At 32.4% G+C, this 15,662-nt stretch carries 8 protein-coding genes; 1 reads left to right on the forward strand and 7 read right to left on the reverse strand.

Annotated features, from left to right (window positions below; translation table 11 throughout):
* Window positions 1-480: 480 nt before the first annotated feature.
* Entirely contained in the window at window positions 481-714 is a 234-nt protein-coding gene (locus HHU08_RS24580) for a hypothetical protein (protein WP_169189571.1), read from the forward strand.
* A 22-nt stretch (window positions 715-736) separates the two neighbouring features.
* On the opposite strand, the gene HHU08_RS24585 is transcribed toward HHU08_RS24580, so the two are convergent.
* The 7 genes from HHU08_RS24585 to HHU08_RS24615 all read right to left on the reverse strand — a co-directional run bounded on the left by HHU08_RS24585 (window position 737) and on the right by HHU08_RS24615 (window position 15,661).
* Window positions 737-6,043, reverse strand: coding sequence for an FtsK/SpoIIIE domain-containing protein (locus HHU08_RS24585; RefSeq protein ID WP_235678897.1), 5,307 nt, complete (start codon window positions 6,041-6,043; stop codon window positions 737-739).
* Window positions 6,040-7,587 carry a hypothetical protein gene (locus HHU08_RS24590; protein ID WP_169189572.1) on the reverse strand — a complete coding sequence of 516 codons (1,548 nt, stop codon included), beginning with the start codon at window positions 7,585-7,587 and terminating at the stop codon, window positions 6,040-6,042. Before HHU08_RS24590 ends, HHU08_RS24585 begins: the two co-directional genes overlap by 4 nt.
* The gene (locus HHU08_RS24595) at window positions 7,587-9,401 is read right to left on the reverse strand and encodes a hypothetical protein (protein ID WP_019154259.1); all 1,815 of its coding nucleotides are present in this window, start codon (window positions 9,399-9,401) and stop codon (window positions 7,587-7,589) included. The genes HHU08_RS24590 and HHU08_RS24595 overlap by 1 nt, the downstream gene beginning before the upstream one ends.
* Before the next feature lie 139 nt (window positions 9,402-9,540).
* Window positions 9,541-10,356 (reverse strand): phosphoadenosine phosphosulfate reductase domain-containing protein, encoded by an 816-nt coding sequence (locus HHU08_RS24600; RefSeq protein WP_019154260.1) that lies wholly within the window; start codon window positions 10,354-10,356, stop codon window positions 9,541-9,543.
* Between the two features lie 14 nt (window positions 10,357-10,370).
* Window positions 10,371-13,784: a hypothetical protein gene (locus HHU08_RS24605; protein WP_169189573.1), complete on the reverse strand. Its 3,414-nt coding sequence runs from the start codon at window positions 13,782-13,784 to the stop codon at window positions 10,371-10,373.
* Window positions 13,781-14,647: a DUF4007 family protein gene (locus tag HHU08_RS24610; RefSeq protein WP_169189574.1), complete on the reverse strand. Its 867-nt coding sequence runs from the start codon at window positions 14,645-14,647 to the stop codon at window positions 13,781-13,783. Before HHU08_RS24610 ends, HHU08_RS24605 begins: the two co-directional genes overlap by 4 nt.
* Window positions 14,648-15,238: 591 nt before the next feature.
* The gene (locus tag HHU08_RS24615; protein ID WP_169189575.1) at window positions 15,239-15,661 is read right to left on the reverse strand and encodes an NUDIX hydrolase; all 423 of its coding nucleotides are present in this window, start codon (window positions 15,659-15,661) and stop codon (window positions 15,239-15,241) included.
* Window position 15,662 lies beyond the last annotated feature (1 nt).

The raw sequence follows: 15,662 nt of genomic DNA on the forward strand, positions 1-15,662 counted from the left end.
TACTGCCCTTTATTTAGCAATATCATAATCACAATTAGCAAGTACTACTAAAAGATAAATTCTTCTGTAGTGGATATTTTCTATTCATTTGTACTCATTATTTCATTTTTCTTCGATATGTTTGATGAGTCTGAGTTGTGTGATTCTAATATTTCCTCCTTGATGACTTCTCTTGTTAGAAGTACTAGGTCCACTTTTTTCATAAAACATCTTATAGTAAAATGTATTATAAGAGATATCTTACCTATAGAGAAAAGGTGGATTTAGTATGATCTGTATATGTGGTGGTATTTTAGCAGTTAAGAATATAGAGGAACCTCCTAGAATTCTAAAAAGCCAAAAAAAAATTTTGTACGATAGAGTTTGTGATGTTGAATTCCTAAAATGTGGAAAAGTACTTTATTCACAACCGTATGACTTTGGTAGTAATCTGAATACTGTAAAACCAACAATGCCAAAGAAATAGAATAGAGGTTATTTATGGAGTTAAAATTAAAGAAGAGCCTAGAGCAATTATATTTAAATTACTATGACGGATTATACACAGAACACCAATTAAAATACATGTTATTAAAGCTATATAAACAATCTGATCTTTCTGATACGAAATGGTCTGAATTGATTCTTGATGCACAGTGGAAGCACGCGACGGAAGAGGATTATGAAAATAAACGGAGACAATTACGTGAAGAAAATAAAGAAGATGGCGAATAAACTTTAGCCATCTTCTTTATTTTTATTCTTTATTTTTAATGAATTGAGTTACATTATAGATTTCGTTACTTGATATAAAAGGTACTTGTGCATAAATCAAATTTGGTTCTCCTGACAATCTAGCTGCTAAATGTCCTTTTCCTAATAAATTCTCGGCACCTTTTTCCCCTAATGCAATCTCAGATGTACCTGAACTTCCAACTTTCAATATAAGTCTATTCCCTAAATTATCTCTTAGTTGCATTGGTAGCGCATCTTTATCTGGTCTTTGTGCAGCGAATATTAGATGAATTCCTGCTGCTCTTGCTTTTACCCCTAACCTTTGGACTGTTGAAGACACAGTACTCTTATACTCATCAATTAACATCCAATCTGCGAACTCATCATGAATAAGAAAAATGAAAGGTAATTTTGACTCTTCAGGGACTTTTTCGTTGTATTCTTTAAGGTTTGGTACTTTATATTCTCTAAACCTCAAATACCTATTTTCCATCTCATTTACAAGCTCTTCTAAAATTTCTGATGCTCGCTGCTGATCTATAACAATGCCTTCACTTAAATGCGGTAGTTCTTCAAGATTCTGATAATCAACTCCGTATTTCGGGTCAATCAGGTATATCTTAGCTGTTTTAACTGAGTTTGTGGCGCATATATCAAGTATCAACGTTTGGATTAATACCGATTTACCACTACCTGTTTCCCCTGCAATTAGCGTATGAGGGGCGTGTTGTTCTAGGCCACCAAATGGTCCACCTAGATTTAAATAGAGCAACTCTCCATCAACTTCTTTTATACCCATAACAAAATTTAAATTGGTATCGTGTACATCATTTTTCAAGCTTCTTTTATTCCAAACATTCGCTAATGATATAGTTTCTCTTTCTGGTCTTTCTACAAACACAACTATTTCACCGGGCTGGGGTAGTACATTAATAATATTTAAAGCGTGTGTGGTTAAAAGTTGTGATTTCTTTTTTTCAATATCCTCTACTCTTAATCGATCAGAGCCTTTCAACTTAATAATAGCAGCATTTGGTGTTAATCTAGATTCCAAAACCTTCCCTTGCAGGTTATAGGTTGCCAATGCTGATTTTAAAGAATTAACTACATTAGTTAACCATTCTTGATCCGATAAACTATGATTTTCTTCATTGGTATTGTTAACTATCCAACCCTGAAGGCTGTTGCTACTTTCTCCAGTAAGCTTAGTCTTGGTAACAATAGGTTGTTGCTGTTCTTCTTCTTTATTACTTGGATTGCTTTCTTCTTTACCTTCATTTGTATCATTATTCTTACTACTGATCGTATGGTCAGTTACTTCTTGTGTTTCACTTAACTGACTTTGTTCAGAATTCTGATTGTCCGTAGGTAATGAAGGACTGAATTTCTTCCATGTTACTTCATTTGAAAATTGCGACCTTACTGTAAATAACGGTTTCTTTTCTAAGAGTGATAGAATTAATCCCCTTACAGACTCCCTTGAATATACTTCTTGGTAACAGTTTTCTATATCAGTTATTTTTACTTGCTCACTCTCTATAGTATCTGTGCCATCACTTGTTGGTACAAAAACATGTGAGTATCCTTTTATTTCTATTTCTACTTTACCTGTTCTAATTAATTCTCTCCATTTTTCAATAGATATTGTAGAGTTTTGCATAAAAATTGTCCCTTCTACAAGTAAATCACTTATTTTGGACAACCATAAGTCTCTATCAAGGCGACTAGGTACACCGAATAATGCCTCATTTATTCTCAAGACTGTATCTATAAGTTGTTTTTTTGAGGTTTTCTTGGAATTCGATAGGTTTTTAATATCTACAAACTTGGCCTCCGTAACCATCAGTTTTAAGTAGTATTTCCCATCCTTCTCAAATGGACTAAGAGCAAGTATGTCGGCAATCTGCTCTTCTTTTTTGCCTAACCAGCTTGCATAGTCATCAAGAAAATACCAGCCAATGCTTTCCTCTTCTTCAACCTCTTCTTTGGTAATTAACTTACTAAGGACTACCCCCATTAACTCACTGGCATATCGTCCTATTTTTGCTGCTCTTAAAACAATATCACCTGATAACTCATTAGCTTCATTTATAAAAAAGTCGGTTAACCAATCGATATCTTCATCATTGATACCTAAATTTAATGCCTTAAATTTTCTTTTTAATATTATTTTTAAGAGTTTAAGAGATGTTGTTGTAGAAACAACTAGGTTTGGACCATTAGTCTTATTATGTTGGTATTTTATTACATTGACGCCTTGGCTTTTTAAAAGTCTTCTATCTAGTAGCTCATCATAATTTGCTACCCACTCGCCAAGTTTATGAGACTCTTCAAACACATTTTTAGTTTCACTGTTTTGAAAGGTAATTTGCCTTGCTGGTAAAAAATACCCTTCTGATTCTTCATCCACACTTTCAGATATACTTCTAATAAAACTTAAATACTGCCATCCCTCGGCTAGCTGACTAGGGCATACTAGATAAGTAGTAGATTTTAATTCATCTTTTGCTGATGGCCGACGTCGTGACCATCTAGCCGGAAATAACTCTAGATTACTTGGATTATAAGTTGTCTCTACTTTAGTCCACTCAAAATTAGATTGTCTGGATATTACATCCTGTAAAAACACTATATCGTAAGGTTTACCTTCCTCTTTTTCTGAAACAGAAGATTGATGTGCCATTACTCCTATACGAAGCTTTGCCATAAAGTCATTTGTTACTTCACTTGCAACAAACATATCAGGGTCAGAATCAGATCCTTCAACCATCTTTGAATATATCTGATTTAGTTTATTTGTATCTCTATGTCTTAATACCACTTGACACCTTATATTGTCATTTTTACTATTTAATTTCGAGATAGAGTCCACAATTGAGAGTGGTAATCTTGTAGAGTCGGAATTGTATAATACGACGCCTAAGTTTGCACCCTCATGGGGTTGCAATTCAAGATATCGCTCTAATAAACCAGTTAGCTTTTCACTTGCATCTCTTGGATCTTCATTTGTTTCTTGATCAGTTACCTTAACAATTGGCATTTCCATTAGACTATAATCATAAAGAGAATCTGTAATTGATAGTAATTCAGGGATTTCTTCCCCATTAAACCCTAAGCAAATCTCTGGATAATAAGAATGCTCAATATCATTTATGAGTTCATTGAAGAAAAGCTTTGAATCTCCAAAGTCTATTTCTTTTGATGATAATAAGTAAATAATTATATTGTTAATTTGTTGCATTTTCGTCGCAAGAGCAGACATCCTGAAAGGGTTCCAAGGAGGTATAATTGCTAAAGGTTTCGTGTCTCTTACCTCTACCACTCCTAATTTAATAATTGGATACCAGAGATTAATCCGGTTAATGTCTCCTTTTGCATATTTGGCAATTTTACTTAATAATTCTCCATATAGTATTGACTGTTGAGTGTGCGACTCATTTATTAAGCCTTCTTCTACCCAATGGTTGAGAGCATTAGTGTACTCTTTAGAAAACTTCTCCCAAGAGGTTAGTATTTCCTGATAACCGGCTTCATTAACTCTCCCCTCAGCTCTAGAACTTTCTAATTCCCGAAGGAACTGCTTTGATATATCTTTATCTACCTCATACACTCCTACAAGAGAACCTCTATCTTGCCTATATACTGCCTGCAAGGTATAGATATCGTTTAGAGATATTCCTTGTAACTTTCCTTTTTTACTTATTGGGTTTTTTGCTACACTCGTATGTTGAAAAGGATTTTCTTTTAATCTTCTCAAATCATTAAATAGCTCCATCCCAATTGCATTTGTTGCACCTTCCCAAACCAATTGAACTTTACAGTCTTGTTCTATGCCGTGTTCATCTTGATAGAATAGTTCAAAATAAAATTTAATTTGCCTTGAACCTTTTGATATGGAGTTATTTGGCTTAAAAGGGTTTCCTTTCGCTTTTGCCCTTTTCTTTTCCTCTTCTATAAAGTTATCGTATTCGAAAAGATAACAAGTATCCCATTCTATAAAAGGTTTTGTTAACTTCTCCAACCCCTTATATCTAGTACAAAAATACAAGCCTAAATCGGTATTTATATTTAGCCAAGCACTTCTTGAATCCCTCTTTTGTGTTTTGATTTTAATTACCTTTTTCCCACTTGAAGCTTCTGATTGTGCAAAAAGCCTTTCTATTGCTTGCATAAACCCAACTAAGAAGTCACTACACTCAATAGGCTTCCCATAAATAAACTTATCCCACTTGGCCTTTAACTTCTTATTGTTTTCAATTTGATATCTCTGCTTTTCATAGAATGCTATATCTTCCTCATTTGGTTCCCTTGCTTTTCTCTTATCCAATAGCTCTAGATAACTCTCATCTTCTTCAGTAATTAAATCTGAATACTCATCCTCTAAGAATTCCTTAGTTTCCTCGGCTAAAGTTGTTTTTTTGGAGATTTTTATACCTGAGAAAAAAGTACCAATATGGTCTTGTTCCCATTCATAGTTTGCTAAAGCCTCAGATTCTTCATTCCATCCGGGCTTAGATTCTATGAACTTTAATATGGCAGGGTGTATATCTTCAGGAATGTATTCTTTAGCATCTTCAAAGGAATTTTTAAGTTGATCATTTTCTATTACATCTCTAGACGGGGTTAACTTATGAAGAAAATAACTTCTCTTTTCTTTTAATTCTTTAAATGCTGCTGCCCACTTATTTTTATAAGTTAAACGATTGTCAGGGATACTATAGAAACAACCGGAATCTCTTGGAATTTTTAAAGCGGGTAATGCCCAACCTAACGCCTCTATAAGAGAAGTCCCATCTTCATCTATACTTTTTCTGGTACTTACAATAAACTTACTAAACATTTCTAAGCTACAATCGTTAATACTAAGTAATCCTGTTAAGGCTTTTCCCCATATATTTAGTAACCTATCACTTCCGTTTATAGAGGGTAAATCACCCGATACCACTTTTATCCAAAGGTTAGTATTTACTTTTAAATCATTAGCTCCTATAGTATAAATATTTCTTAACGATTGGCCTTGATCGTCGTTATTATTTGCCAACAGCAGTACTGGTTTATCAGTATGGGTATGTCGCAACCTAGTCGTTCTTTCTCTAGTAATAATACTATCAGGTAAATCGTTACCAACCACTAGTTCTAGCGGTATTTTTATATCAATTATGTCTTTAAGATAATTATCATTTAAGATTTCTTTACATATCTCAGATACCTGCGGACCGGACAATCTATCCAATAAAAATCTAGCAGTTCCATCAGAGGATTCACTCTCTATATTAGATTTTAAATATTCAACGGCTACTTTTCCAATTAACTCTAAATGATTCATCATACACCATCCTTTGCAAAAGGATTCTCTACATATGCACAAGCATCAGACAACCTTCTTAGTAATCCCATACTAGAAAGCCTTTGTTCTAACCTTTGTGAATTATCCGAGAAAGCTTCTTGATCAGCTTGCCCTGAATTAATAACCTCTGTTGCCTCTTTATCGCCAATGATAAATCCATACTTTTCAAAAAGCTTTTTCAGAAAGTCTTGGAACTCCATTCTTTCAGGTACATTTGCTAATACTAACGTTTTTAAGAGACTGTCTGTTGGTGCATACCTAATTCGTTGACTATTTCTACTTGAGGAAAATCCTATTTCTCTTCCCCACACCCTATGGAAGTTGTTAACGTGTTGTTTATGTCTTGCAATTGCTTTTTCCACTAACTCTTCTACCAATGATTCGATATTTTCCGATAATAAATCATCATTATTTGAAGGCCATAAAAAATGTCTATTTAATAACTTTTGCGCTTCAAAAAATGGATCAGGAAAGGTTTGTAGGTTTTTCCATTCCTCTGTTTCTTTAATGCTTCTTATATAATGCTCTAAAGCTTGTCTAGAAAGGTTATTATTGTTAATATAGGAATCTGATGCGAGATCCCTAATAATTGTTTTTTTAGGTGCCAATATTTCTAAAATAAACTGAGTTTTATTGCTCTGATTAAGAACATCTTTTGATCTATTAAGAAAATAGATAATCATGTGCAGCCCCGTAATATTTACTATATGTGGTATAGTATCGTATGCCGGAATCTTATTATTAAATATATTTATCCAATCGTCAGCCATATTAGTGTACTCTGGTAAATATTCATAAGGCAGGTAGGATCCCGTTGAATCTCTTGCCACTTCAGCCTTTCCATAATTCGGCTGCAATAGTTGGGCTAATCTGTTATAAATTGACTTTGAATTGATTATATTTGGTTCAAGAAAGCTCAAAAGCTCTTCCCCTTTGGTTGAGCGGGAAAGCATTAAGTATAACAGCTCACCAGTTCTTCCAAAGAACCTTCTATCATTTTGAACTTTATTCCCATTCACCCTCAAATCTTCATATAAGCACTCTTTGCCATATGGAAAGATAAATTGGGAACTCCATCTTTTATTATTTTCTCCTTCAATAGTATTACTTTGAAGAAATTTAACTGTTTCGTAGAACTTGTCGAAGGTATCAAAGTTTTCCTTTAAGTAAGACAGATTCGGATAATCACTTCCTCCGAAATTTTGTTCAGCTAATTTTATCCATTCACTCCAAGCTTTTTGTTCATCATTGGTTGCTTGATAGTCACGATATACAATTTCCATAAAAGGATTATTAAAAAGTATATTCCTTAAATAAAGTCTGGTATATGGACTATATGCCAACGTATTATACTCTTGTTCCATAAATGCTCTTTCTCTTTCGCACTCTGAGTTTAATACTCCCATGAATTCCATTAAACAAAGCCACGGTGTTTGTTCATCGTATAATCTATGACCCCAAATTGCTTCATCTACCCAAAAATCCGACTTTATATTGTTAGATGTTCGTGGAAGAGTTTTTAGCATTAGAACACCTCCAAAGTCTTATGCTCAACTATGCCTTTATCATTTACTTTTAATAGTTTAAGGGAAATTTGCGCCTCTTCAAGTTCACCATCCGCTATTCTTCTATCATCTAATTTTTTTAATAATCTACTCTTAAATGCTAAGATATCCTCGTAGCATTCTCTTGAAAAACTACCGGGTAATGCTCCTTCTGCCACTCTAGAAATAAACTCATACCTTACTAATTGTAAGTTAAGTCTCACAGGCTCTAAGTCACTCGCAAAACTTACAACCAAATTTAATCTTTGCTTGTCTTCTCCCATATCAAACTTGATATATTCGCCTCTTTTTGGAGAAACAGAAACCATTTCCTCCAAGACCCTACTAATTTTGGCTTGAGAGTAATTGCCGGAAGTAGACAAGATTAATTGATCATTGTTTTGCACTAATAAACCAGTGGTAATTCTGTTTAAACCTCTTACTAATCGGGTAAGGTATTGAGGCTTCACCCTCTGATTTTCTTTTAAGACTCGGTAAACTTGGTCTAGGAATTCTCCTGCATATTGAAATGTTGTTAAATTCCACAATTTTAATCTATCTACTAGCTTCTCAGGAATTACAAAAAATAATCTTTGCCGTTGAGATTTTAGCATTTCTAGAAAATTATCTTTGTCTTCAACATCGCCTTCTAAGTACGCCTTTTTCTCTGAAATAAATACCTTATCAGCTCCGTATTGTTGATCTAATAGAACAAGTTGTTCGTAAAGTTCATAATACTCCTGATCATCTTCTCCAAATATCAGTATATTATCTACAAGCGTATTCGTTTCTGATCCTATACCGAATTTATTCAGTGTTACAAATATATCTGTGGAGTTTCTCTTTCTCTCAGACAGGTTTTCTCCGAATATATTACGGTAAATACTAGCTAGGTAAGTTGTATTGTTTTCATTTATTTTTGGGATATCGCTACACTTTAATAATTTATCCCTAACATCTGGATGTCCTAGTAACATATTTGAAACTAAGAGTAGTAATTGCCTTAGTGGCATATGTATCTCATTTATTTCACATAAAGTTAATAAGTCTACTAACCGCTTCGTTATTAAGCTATTTTCTTCTTCTAATCTCTTCTTGTTTTCAATTATTGGACAAAGGGTTTCATTTGAATTATTAAGTGGGCAATTGGTACATTCTTCCCAGCCGGAATTATTTAATACCTCTGTAATTATCTTTGGAAGAAGGTTTGCTGAATTAGTTTTACTTAAATTGTATAATTTTATTAAAAAGCCTGTTTGCTCTTTTTTCCCATCTACTAAAAGGTCCTCAATACATTTTTTCGTATCTATAACATTATAGGTTTGATTAACCATCTTCCACGTTTCAAGCAACTGACCATCATTAGCAGCTACTAAAAATACTGTTCTATTTTCCATACCCATAATCGAATCAGCCATTGTAGACAGGATTTCTCTTTCATCTTCCAATAACTCACTTAAATCCTTTATAAATATTACTTTGTAATCATTAACTACTAACTCTTCTATCTTATTATTTTCCGCCCACTTAACTTCAGACCCACCAAGTCTTTTCCAAATTTCACGACAGTAATAGGTTTTGCCATCTCCCGCTGTACCAGTCAATATCACTGAATAAGGATTTACACTTTTAAAATTTTCAACTAGTTCCTCAAGATATTCCATATCAATTCTAATTGGTGTAACTTTATTTTTCCTCAAAATTGACTGTATAGTTTCATCATACATATTGTCATTTTGAGGAATAGGACCATATTGTCTTAAAAAATTAACCCAATTCGATCTTATTGCGCTCATCCTTTTTATCCCTCCTTTTTTATGTTACAAATTTTCCCTAATTCAATTATACTTTAATAATTGGGTCTATTACACCATGAATTAAATAGCCAAATATAAAAGAGCTTGGAATTTTACATCCAAGCTCTCTAGACTAATGTTAGGCATAGTGACAAACGCAGGGTACATCATTTTCTTCAACTAACTTTTTTGCAATTTCAGAGTCTTTATCCAACTCTTTGCGATATTCCTGTAAGGTAAATGGCTTTCCATTTCTTTTAAGGATAGTAACATCGCCCAGTTGCTCTCTTAATCTACTTTCCATTTCTTCTTGTTCAATATAAACACTTGGCCAAGTTTCATATAAATGCTTATAATGATTGAATCCACCTCTAACACATCTGCCACCACAGTTTGCGTGAGAAAACCCTAAATAATACATTTCTGGAAGTCTTATATTCCAGTCTTTTGTAATAATATTTTTTATTTCATCATCTGATATATTACTTTCATAAAGTGGGAATACCGTTTTTACTGGTTGTTCCTCTCCATTACGAGGAAGTAGGAAGTGATTATATAATGCCTCAATCCCTTCTCGTCTCCGTTTCTCATGTTTACCAATTCCAAAGTAAAGTATTGGTTCAAATCCATTATCTCGCAGCTCTTCAAGATAGACCATTGTTTGGTGTACTTTTAGATCAGATGAGCATTTTGCGAGTCTTGAGTTCCCAAGAAAACGTGTATCCTCAAATACCTCTTCTGGTGTTCTCCCATCTCTAACAGTCTTTATATCTATCCCAATTTTTTCTGCTACTTCCACCATGAAACGTTTATTATCTTTATGTTCCCAAAGAGTATCAGTAAAAAATAACTGTGATTTTTCCTCACCATGTTTTTGTACCATTAAATACGCAACATAAGCACTTGCAGCACCACCGCTAAACATGGCAATATATATCGGTTCTCTACCATACATTCCTATCATCCTTTTTATTTGTTTTCTTCATAGTAATCTACCAATAACTTATATAGCAGTGCAGTTATTTCTTCTTTTGGTAGTTTTCTTGCCATTAACTCAAGATCTGTTTTTACATTAGAATAAATAATATTACCCTTTGGAGATAGTTCTCGTTTAGGGATTGCTAAGGTCTTTGAATCAACTTTTACTTCATGATATTCATCTTTAAGGCTTTCAATATTTATTTCTAAGAGTGATTTGACTGTTTTAAAGAATACTTCACTAGTCGCATCAGACCAATCTTCCCTATTTACACCTACTAATTCGCTTGACAATTTATTTATCCAATTATTTTCATCAGTCGATAAAATCAAGTTAAATAACTTATTATCAACTTTTAATATCTCGTTTTGATTTTGGATGTAATCAAATAATTCTTCATAGGAATTGGTATTTGTTAATTCAAAAACTATATTTTCAATTTGCTTTTTATGATTTTGAGAGTACTCTTCACACTCTTGCTTAATTTTGTTTACCATTTCTACATTAAGTTTTAAGTTTAATAGTTCCTTTAATGCAGTATCTGGTTCAAACTCGCCCTTTGTAATGAGCTTTTTAAAAATATTGGCATTTGTTGATAAACTGTTTGTCTTCTGAGCTATCTTTGGGAGGCTATTTAGCCACCTTAATAGCATTCTGTTTAATCGTACACTTGGATGGTAAGAGGAATCTAGCTCCGTTCTATATGATTCAAAACATTCATCTATTACATCTATTATATTTTTATACTTATTATCTAATTTTTGATGACTAAAAGTATAATTTTCTGGTTTATCTAACATTCTATCATATAAAATATCACCATTTACATCATTAATATATGAACCGTCTTTATGGTAAAACATTATATATTTCCATTCATTTTTTAAGATAGCTGTCAGTAATACAGGAATATTGGGTTCCCTAATTCCGAAATCTTTGCCTTTAAAGATCTTTATTAGCGTTAAAAAGTTCCCACTTTCTGATTTTATCTCGTTCATTATTTTTTGGCGTAACAATGTTATTTCTTGGCTTTCATTCTGACCATTTATATTATTATTTTTTACAACAGAGGCATATATTAACTTGGCCGGACCCTTAAACTTGTAATTACTCTCACCACTAATAATAGCGTCGATGACTTCTTTTGCAGCGTTTAACTGTTGCTTTGAAATATTCCTTCTATTAAACGACTCATTATTTATTATTGGAGTATGACCATAATACTTAAATGCAATCTGTGACAACTGTTCACTTAGAGCTATTCTACTTCTGACGTTTATGTTGATTCCTTCGTGAATCCAGAAAGACCCTTTATAATGTGTTATTGGCTCAAGAAGCTGCCTTAATCTATGGATTTTATTTTCTCTAATCTTTAGCAACTCTTCTTCAACAATTGGATCCTCATTCAATAAATATTTATCCTCTAATAGTTTCTCCACTGAAGATAATTCTAAAATTTCCTCATCAAAATTATTGAGAGGCTTCTTGGGTAAAGCAAATATTATCCGAGAGTGTCCATTGCTTAATTTAACTATTTGACTTCTTATTTCTTCAATAGCTGAATCCTTTTCAGGTATAACATACAAAATTTTAAGATCTGAATTAGAATCTTGATTGATAGATTGTAACTCTGTATCATAGAGGTCATTTGCATAAATAGGCTTTATAGCTGCAAACCTAATCATATTTTTTTCATCATTATATCTTTTGGGATAAGCATATTTTGTATCTAAGACTTTACTAATAATGTTTATACTATCAAGTTTATTTATACCTAAGAGTTTTCTGTCAGTTATTTTCGCATTTAAATCAATAGAACTGCCTTCAAATACTTCCCAATTCTCATCGAATAGTCTGTACCTTAAAAGTTTTTTATTCTCAAGTATTTCAATTATTTTATTAACTTTATTTAACTCCCAATTAAGCGCAAATGATATAAATTCATTGGTTAATTTTCTTTTATTACTTAGGTTTGCAATATCCCACAGTGTGAATAGTTTTAGTAGCTGTAACTCACTTTGTGCAGAAGCTGTATTCTCTACTCTTTTTTTCACTCTCAAATATTTTAGGTATGCATTTCCAACTAAGGAATCACTCATAAATTCTTGAAATGCAGGTTCAAAGTAATCAAATAAACTACTTACAAGATACCATGCTTTTTCTGTGTGAAAATAATTTGCTAGTCCACCTTTTTCATTACTTTCTAAGAACGTAAATAATGTTCTTTCATTTTGAGCTACAGCATTAGCTAGACGCGGAAGGGTATAAAGTGTAACGGGATGTAAAGGAAAGGAGTTCTCGACTACTATTGTCTTCTTCTCTCTTCCATTTAATTCTGGAAATAAATCATATTTTATTATTTCATTTTCAAATCTATATTCTTGATTCCAATTATTCCTATAATTCGATGTAACTTGACTGGCAAGTCTAATAAATGTTGCTGGATCACTATGAGTATGATAGATCTTAAAGCGTCCCTGAATTCTTTTAAATTCATTTTGTAAATCCTCTCCATAACTAAGGAAATACTGATTTAAGTTTCTATGAGTTATTAAAAGAATATTAAAGTTTGCACTTTGATGATGGTCAGCTACTTCGGCTATATCCTGAATGTCTTGCATGGCTTCAACCGTTTCATATTTATCCAAACTTTGAAGAAATCTCCCGAATTCATCATATACTAAATATATTCCTAAGTTCTTTTTATCAAGCTCATCTAAGATATTTGTTAAATGCTCAGTTAAGTCAAGATTATAAGAGAGGCTTAACTCAGCGCCTGCTGTTAATACAGGATAAGTCTTTTTAAACCAATCAACTGTCTCAGGTTCATGTTCATCAATATCTCGAATGAAGCTTTCTATAGTCCAATTGTTTGTATTTAAATAATTCTTAAACTGAACATAAGTGTCATGATATTGTTCTTCCCATAAGGAAATTTTGTTTTTTATTTCATCAACGTAAGAAGGTATAGAGAAGTCAAATCCATATTTAATAATTGTCTTGTGTATAGATGAAATTATTGCTTCACGAAAGTTTCCTTGATTTCCATTTATCACTACAGGTATATATCTTTTTTCTAAGTTCCTTACTTGATTAAATAAATGGCCAACAGCTGCCTCTTTAGTAGTTACTTTATCAAATTTACTAACTAATTCATTAAAGGTATCCTGTTCAATACTTTTGGATACTACATTTGCAATTAAAGTTCCTACCATAGATTTCCCTGAACCATATGAGCCTATTAATATATGAGACTTGTTTCCTTTATCTAAAAAGCCTTCTAAAACTCCTGAGAGACTCTCTGAATGAGTAGGAGTTGGAATATACCTTTCTGCTATCCATTCACTACCTAAATCGAGCTTTATATTAACACTTGATTTGAATTTACTCTGTGTACTTATCATCTTAATGCCCTTTCTTTTCTAACATATTCTTCTTTTAAAAATTCAATAGGATTAGCAAGAGTAACTCTAACTAAATCCAATCTATTCGTCCTATCAAATACAAGCGGATACTTAGTTGCATTTACAAGTTTTTCAATTGCCCTTACAATCTCACTTCTTTGTAAATTAAATACCTTCCCCCATAGATTTTTACTCGTTTCAATCTCATCTATTGATATTTCTGATTGACCATATTTCAATAACACGTACATTAATGCTGTTAAACCGATATCTTCAAATTTAGGATTTTTTTTATAAATCCTACCATCTACTTCTTCTATTAGATTTAATGCTGCAAGAGGACTTTGAATGACTTCCTCCGGATCATCTGATTTGTTTTTGGAATAATACTGTTTAATTAGACAATCGATATCGCGTTCTAATGTATCCGTCGAATTCTTCGAATCGTAATTCTTATTTATCCATGTAATAAGATCCTTGATAGCCTCTTCTTTTACAAAAGAATTTTTTTCATATTCATTAAAGAACCAATACCAAGTAGTTGATGGCTCTTTACTGTCCACAATGTGATAGTGAATGATGCTAATAGTATCATTAATCTCTATATAAGGATCATACGCATTAAAAATTTGCCCAAATGGTGAGATAGTGTGAATTACTTTATTATCACTATCCCTTTTATCAGTTTCACAAATATCCGTTGCCTCAATCCAATGTTTCAACGATTTAACCATATTTGTTCCTAACCCAATTAATTCTGATGCATCTTTCTCATAAAAAAATCTATTATTATCTAATTGCTGTATAGCTTTTCTTAACCAATATGTTCTAAGATAAAAACTTTGATGTTGTCCAAAACCCAATTTAATTCGCTCCTTTATTTCTGGAGAAGTATCTCCAGAATAACTACTAGCTAATTCTAACATAGAAACTTACTATATTCATTTATAAGCTTGAAATTATATCCAAAATACATTAAAATTCCATACACATTTATGAACATGATTATTGATAATATTTTCATCCTAGTTAGCAGTTCTATTATGTTATGTTCAATTCTTTGGAGTTTTGAGCAATTCTATTGATCAAGTAGAATCCTTTTCACTATAATTCTTAAAAGTTATAAGCAAAAAAATAGGACTGAAAAGGATTCAGTCCATAAGGTTGTTAAGCTTCTTTTTTCTTCACTTTGAAAAATAAACTACCAATAAAGCCAATTAAACCTCCCAATGAGAGAATAAGAAATGGAAATGTAAAACCATTAGTAATTATATTGTACATCCCGCTAAAAAATAGAAGAAGGCAGCTAATTATACTAATAAGATATCTTATCAATTGTTTTCCCCCTTAACTATTTGTTCTAGCTTAGATTATTTAGTGAATGATTTGTTATGATTTTTCTCCACGGTAAGTGAACCGCTTATTGAAACAGTCACTTTTCAAGGGAGGTGATTTTAATTCAAAACTTCTATTGAGAAAACATTATTTTTCTCAAAATCAGTTATTATTTCCGGAGACAATAGTAATCTCAATTGTTCTTTAGTGGCCCACTTGAAACTAGAATGTTCCTTAGAAAGAATAGCATTACTACTATCACTACTACATAGATAAGTCAAAATAACAACTTGTCTTGTTGGATCAGTTTTGAAGGTAGTAGCATATAAAAGTTTCTCTACTGTAACAGATAATCCTACTTCTTCTTTAATTTCTCGTAAGAGTGCAGATTCTAAATCTTCTCCAAACTCTATTTTTCCACCAACACATTCCCAAGTTCCGCCGCCGATTTTATCTTCTTTTGCACGTTGAACTATTAATACCCTTCCTTCATTTACAATAACACCTTTAAGAGCAACAACTATTTTATTTGAGCTTCTCATT

This window comes from Niallia alba, from assembly GCF_012933555.1.
GTDB classification, from domain to species: Bacteria; Bacillota; Bacilli; order Bacillales; family Cytobacillaceae; genus Niallia; species Niallia alba.

Coding starts and splice junctions, on each gene's coding strand:
- HHU08_RS24580 (WP_169189571.1), top strand. CDS start 481: ATGGAGTTAAAATTAAAGAAGAGCCTAGAGCAATTATATTTAAATTAC.
- HHU08_RS24585 (WP_235678897.1), bottom strand. CDS start 6,043: ATGATGAATCATTTAGAGTTAATTGGAAAAGTAGCCGTTGAATATTTA.
- HHU08_RS24590 (WP_169189572.1), bottom strand. CDS start 7,587: ATGCTAAAAACTCTTCCACGAACATCTAACAATATAAAGTCGGATTTT.
- HHU08_RS24595 (WP_019154259.1), bottom strand. CDS start 9,401: ATGAGCGCAATAAGATCGAATTGGGTTAATTTTTTAAGACAATATGGT.
- HHU08_RS24600 (WP_019154260.1), bottom strand. CDS start 10,356: ATGTATGGTAGAGAACCGATATATATTGCCATGTTTAGCGGTGGTGCT.
- HHU08_RS24605 (WP_169189573.1), bottom strand. CDS start 13,784: ATGATAAGTACACAGAGTAAATTCAAATCAAGTGTTAATATAAAGCTC.
- HHU08_RS24615 (WP_169189575.1), bottom strand. CDS start 15,661: ATGAGAAGCTCAAATAAAATAGTTGTTGCTCTTAAAGGTGTTATTGTA.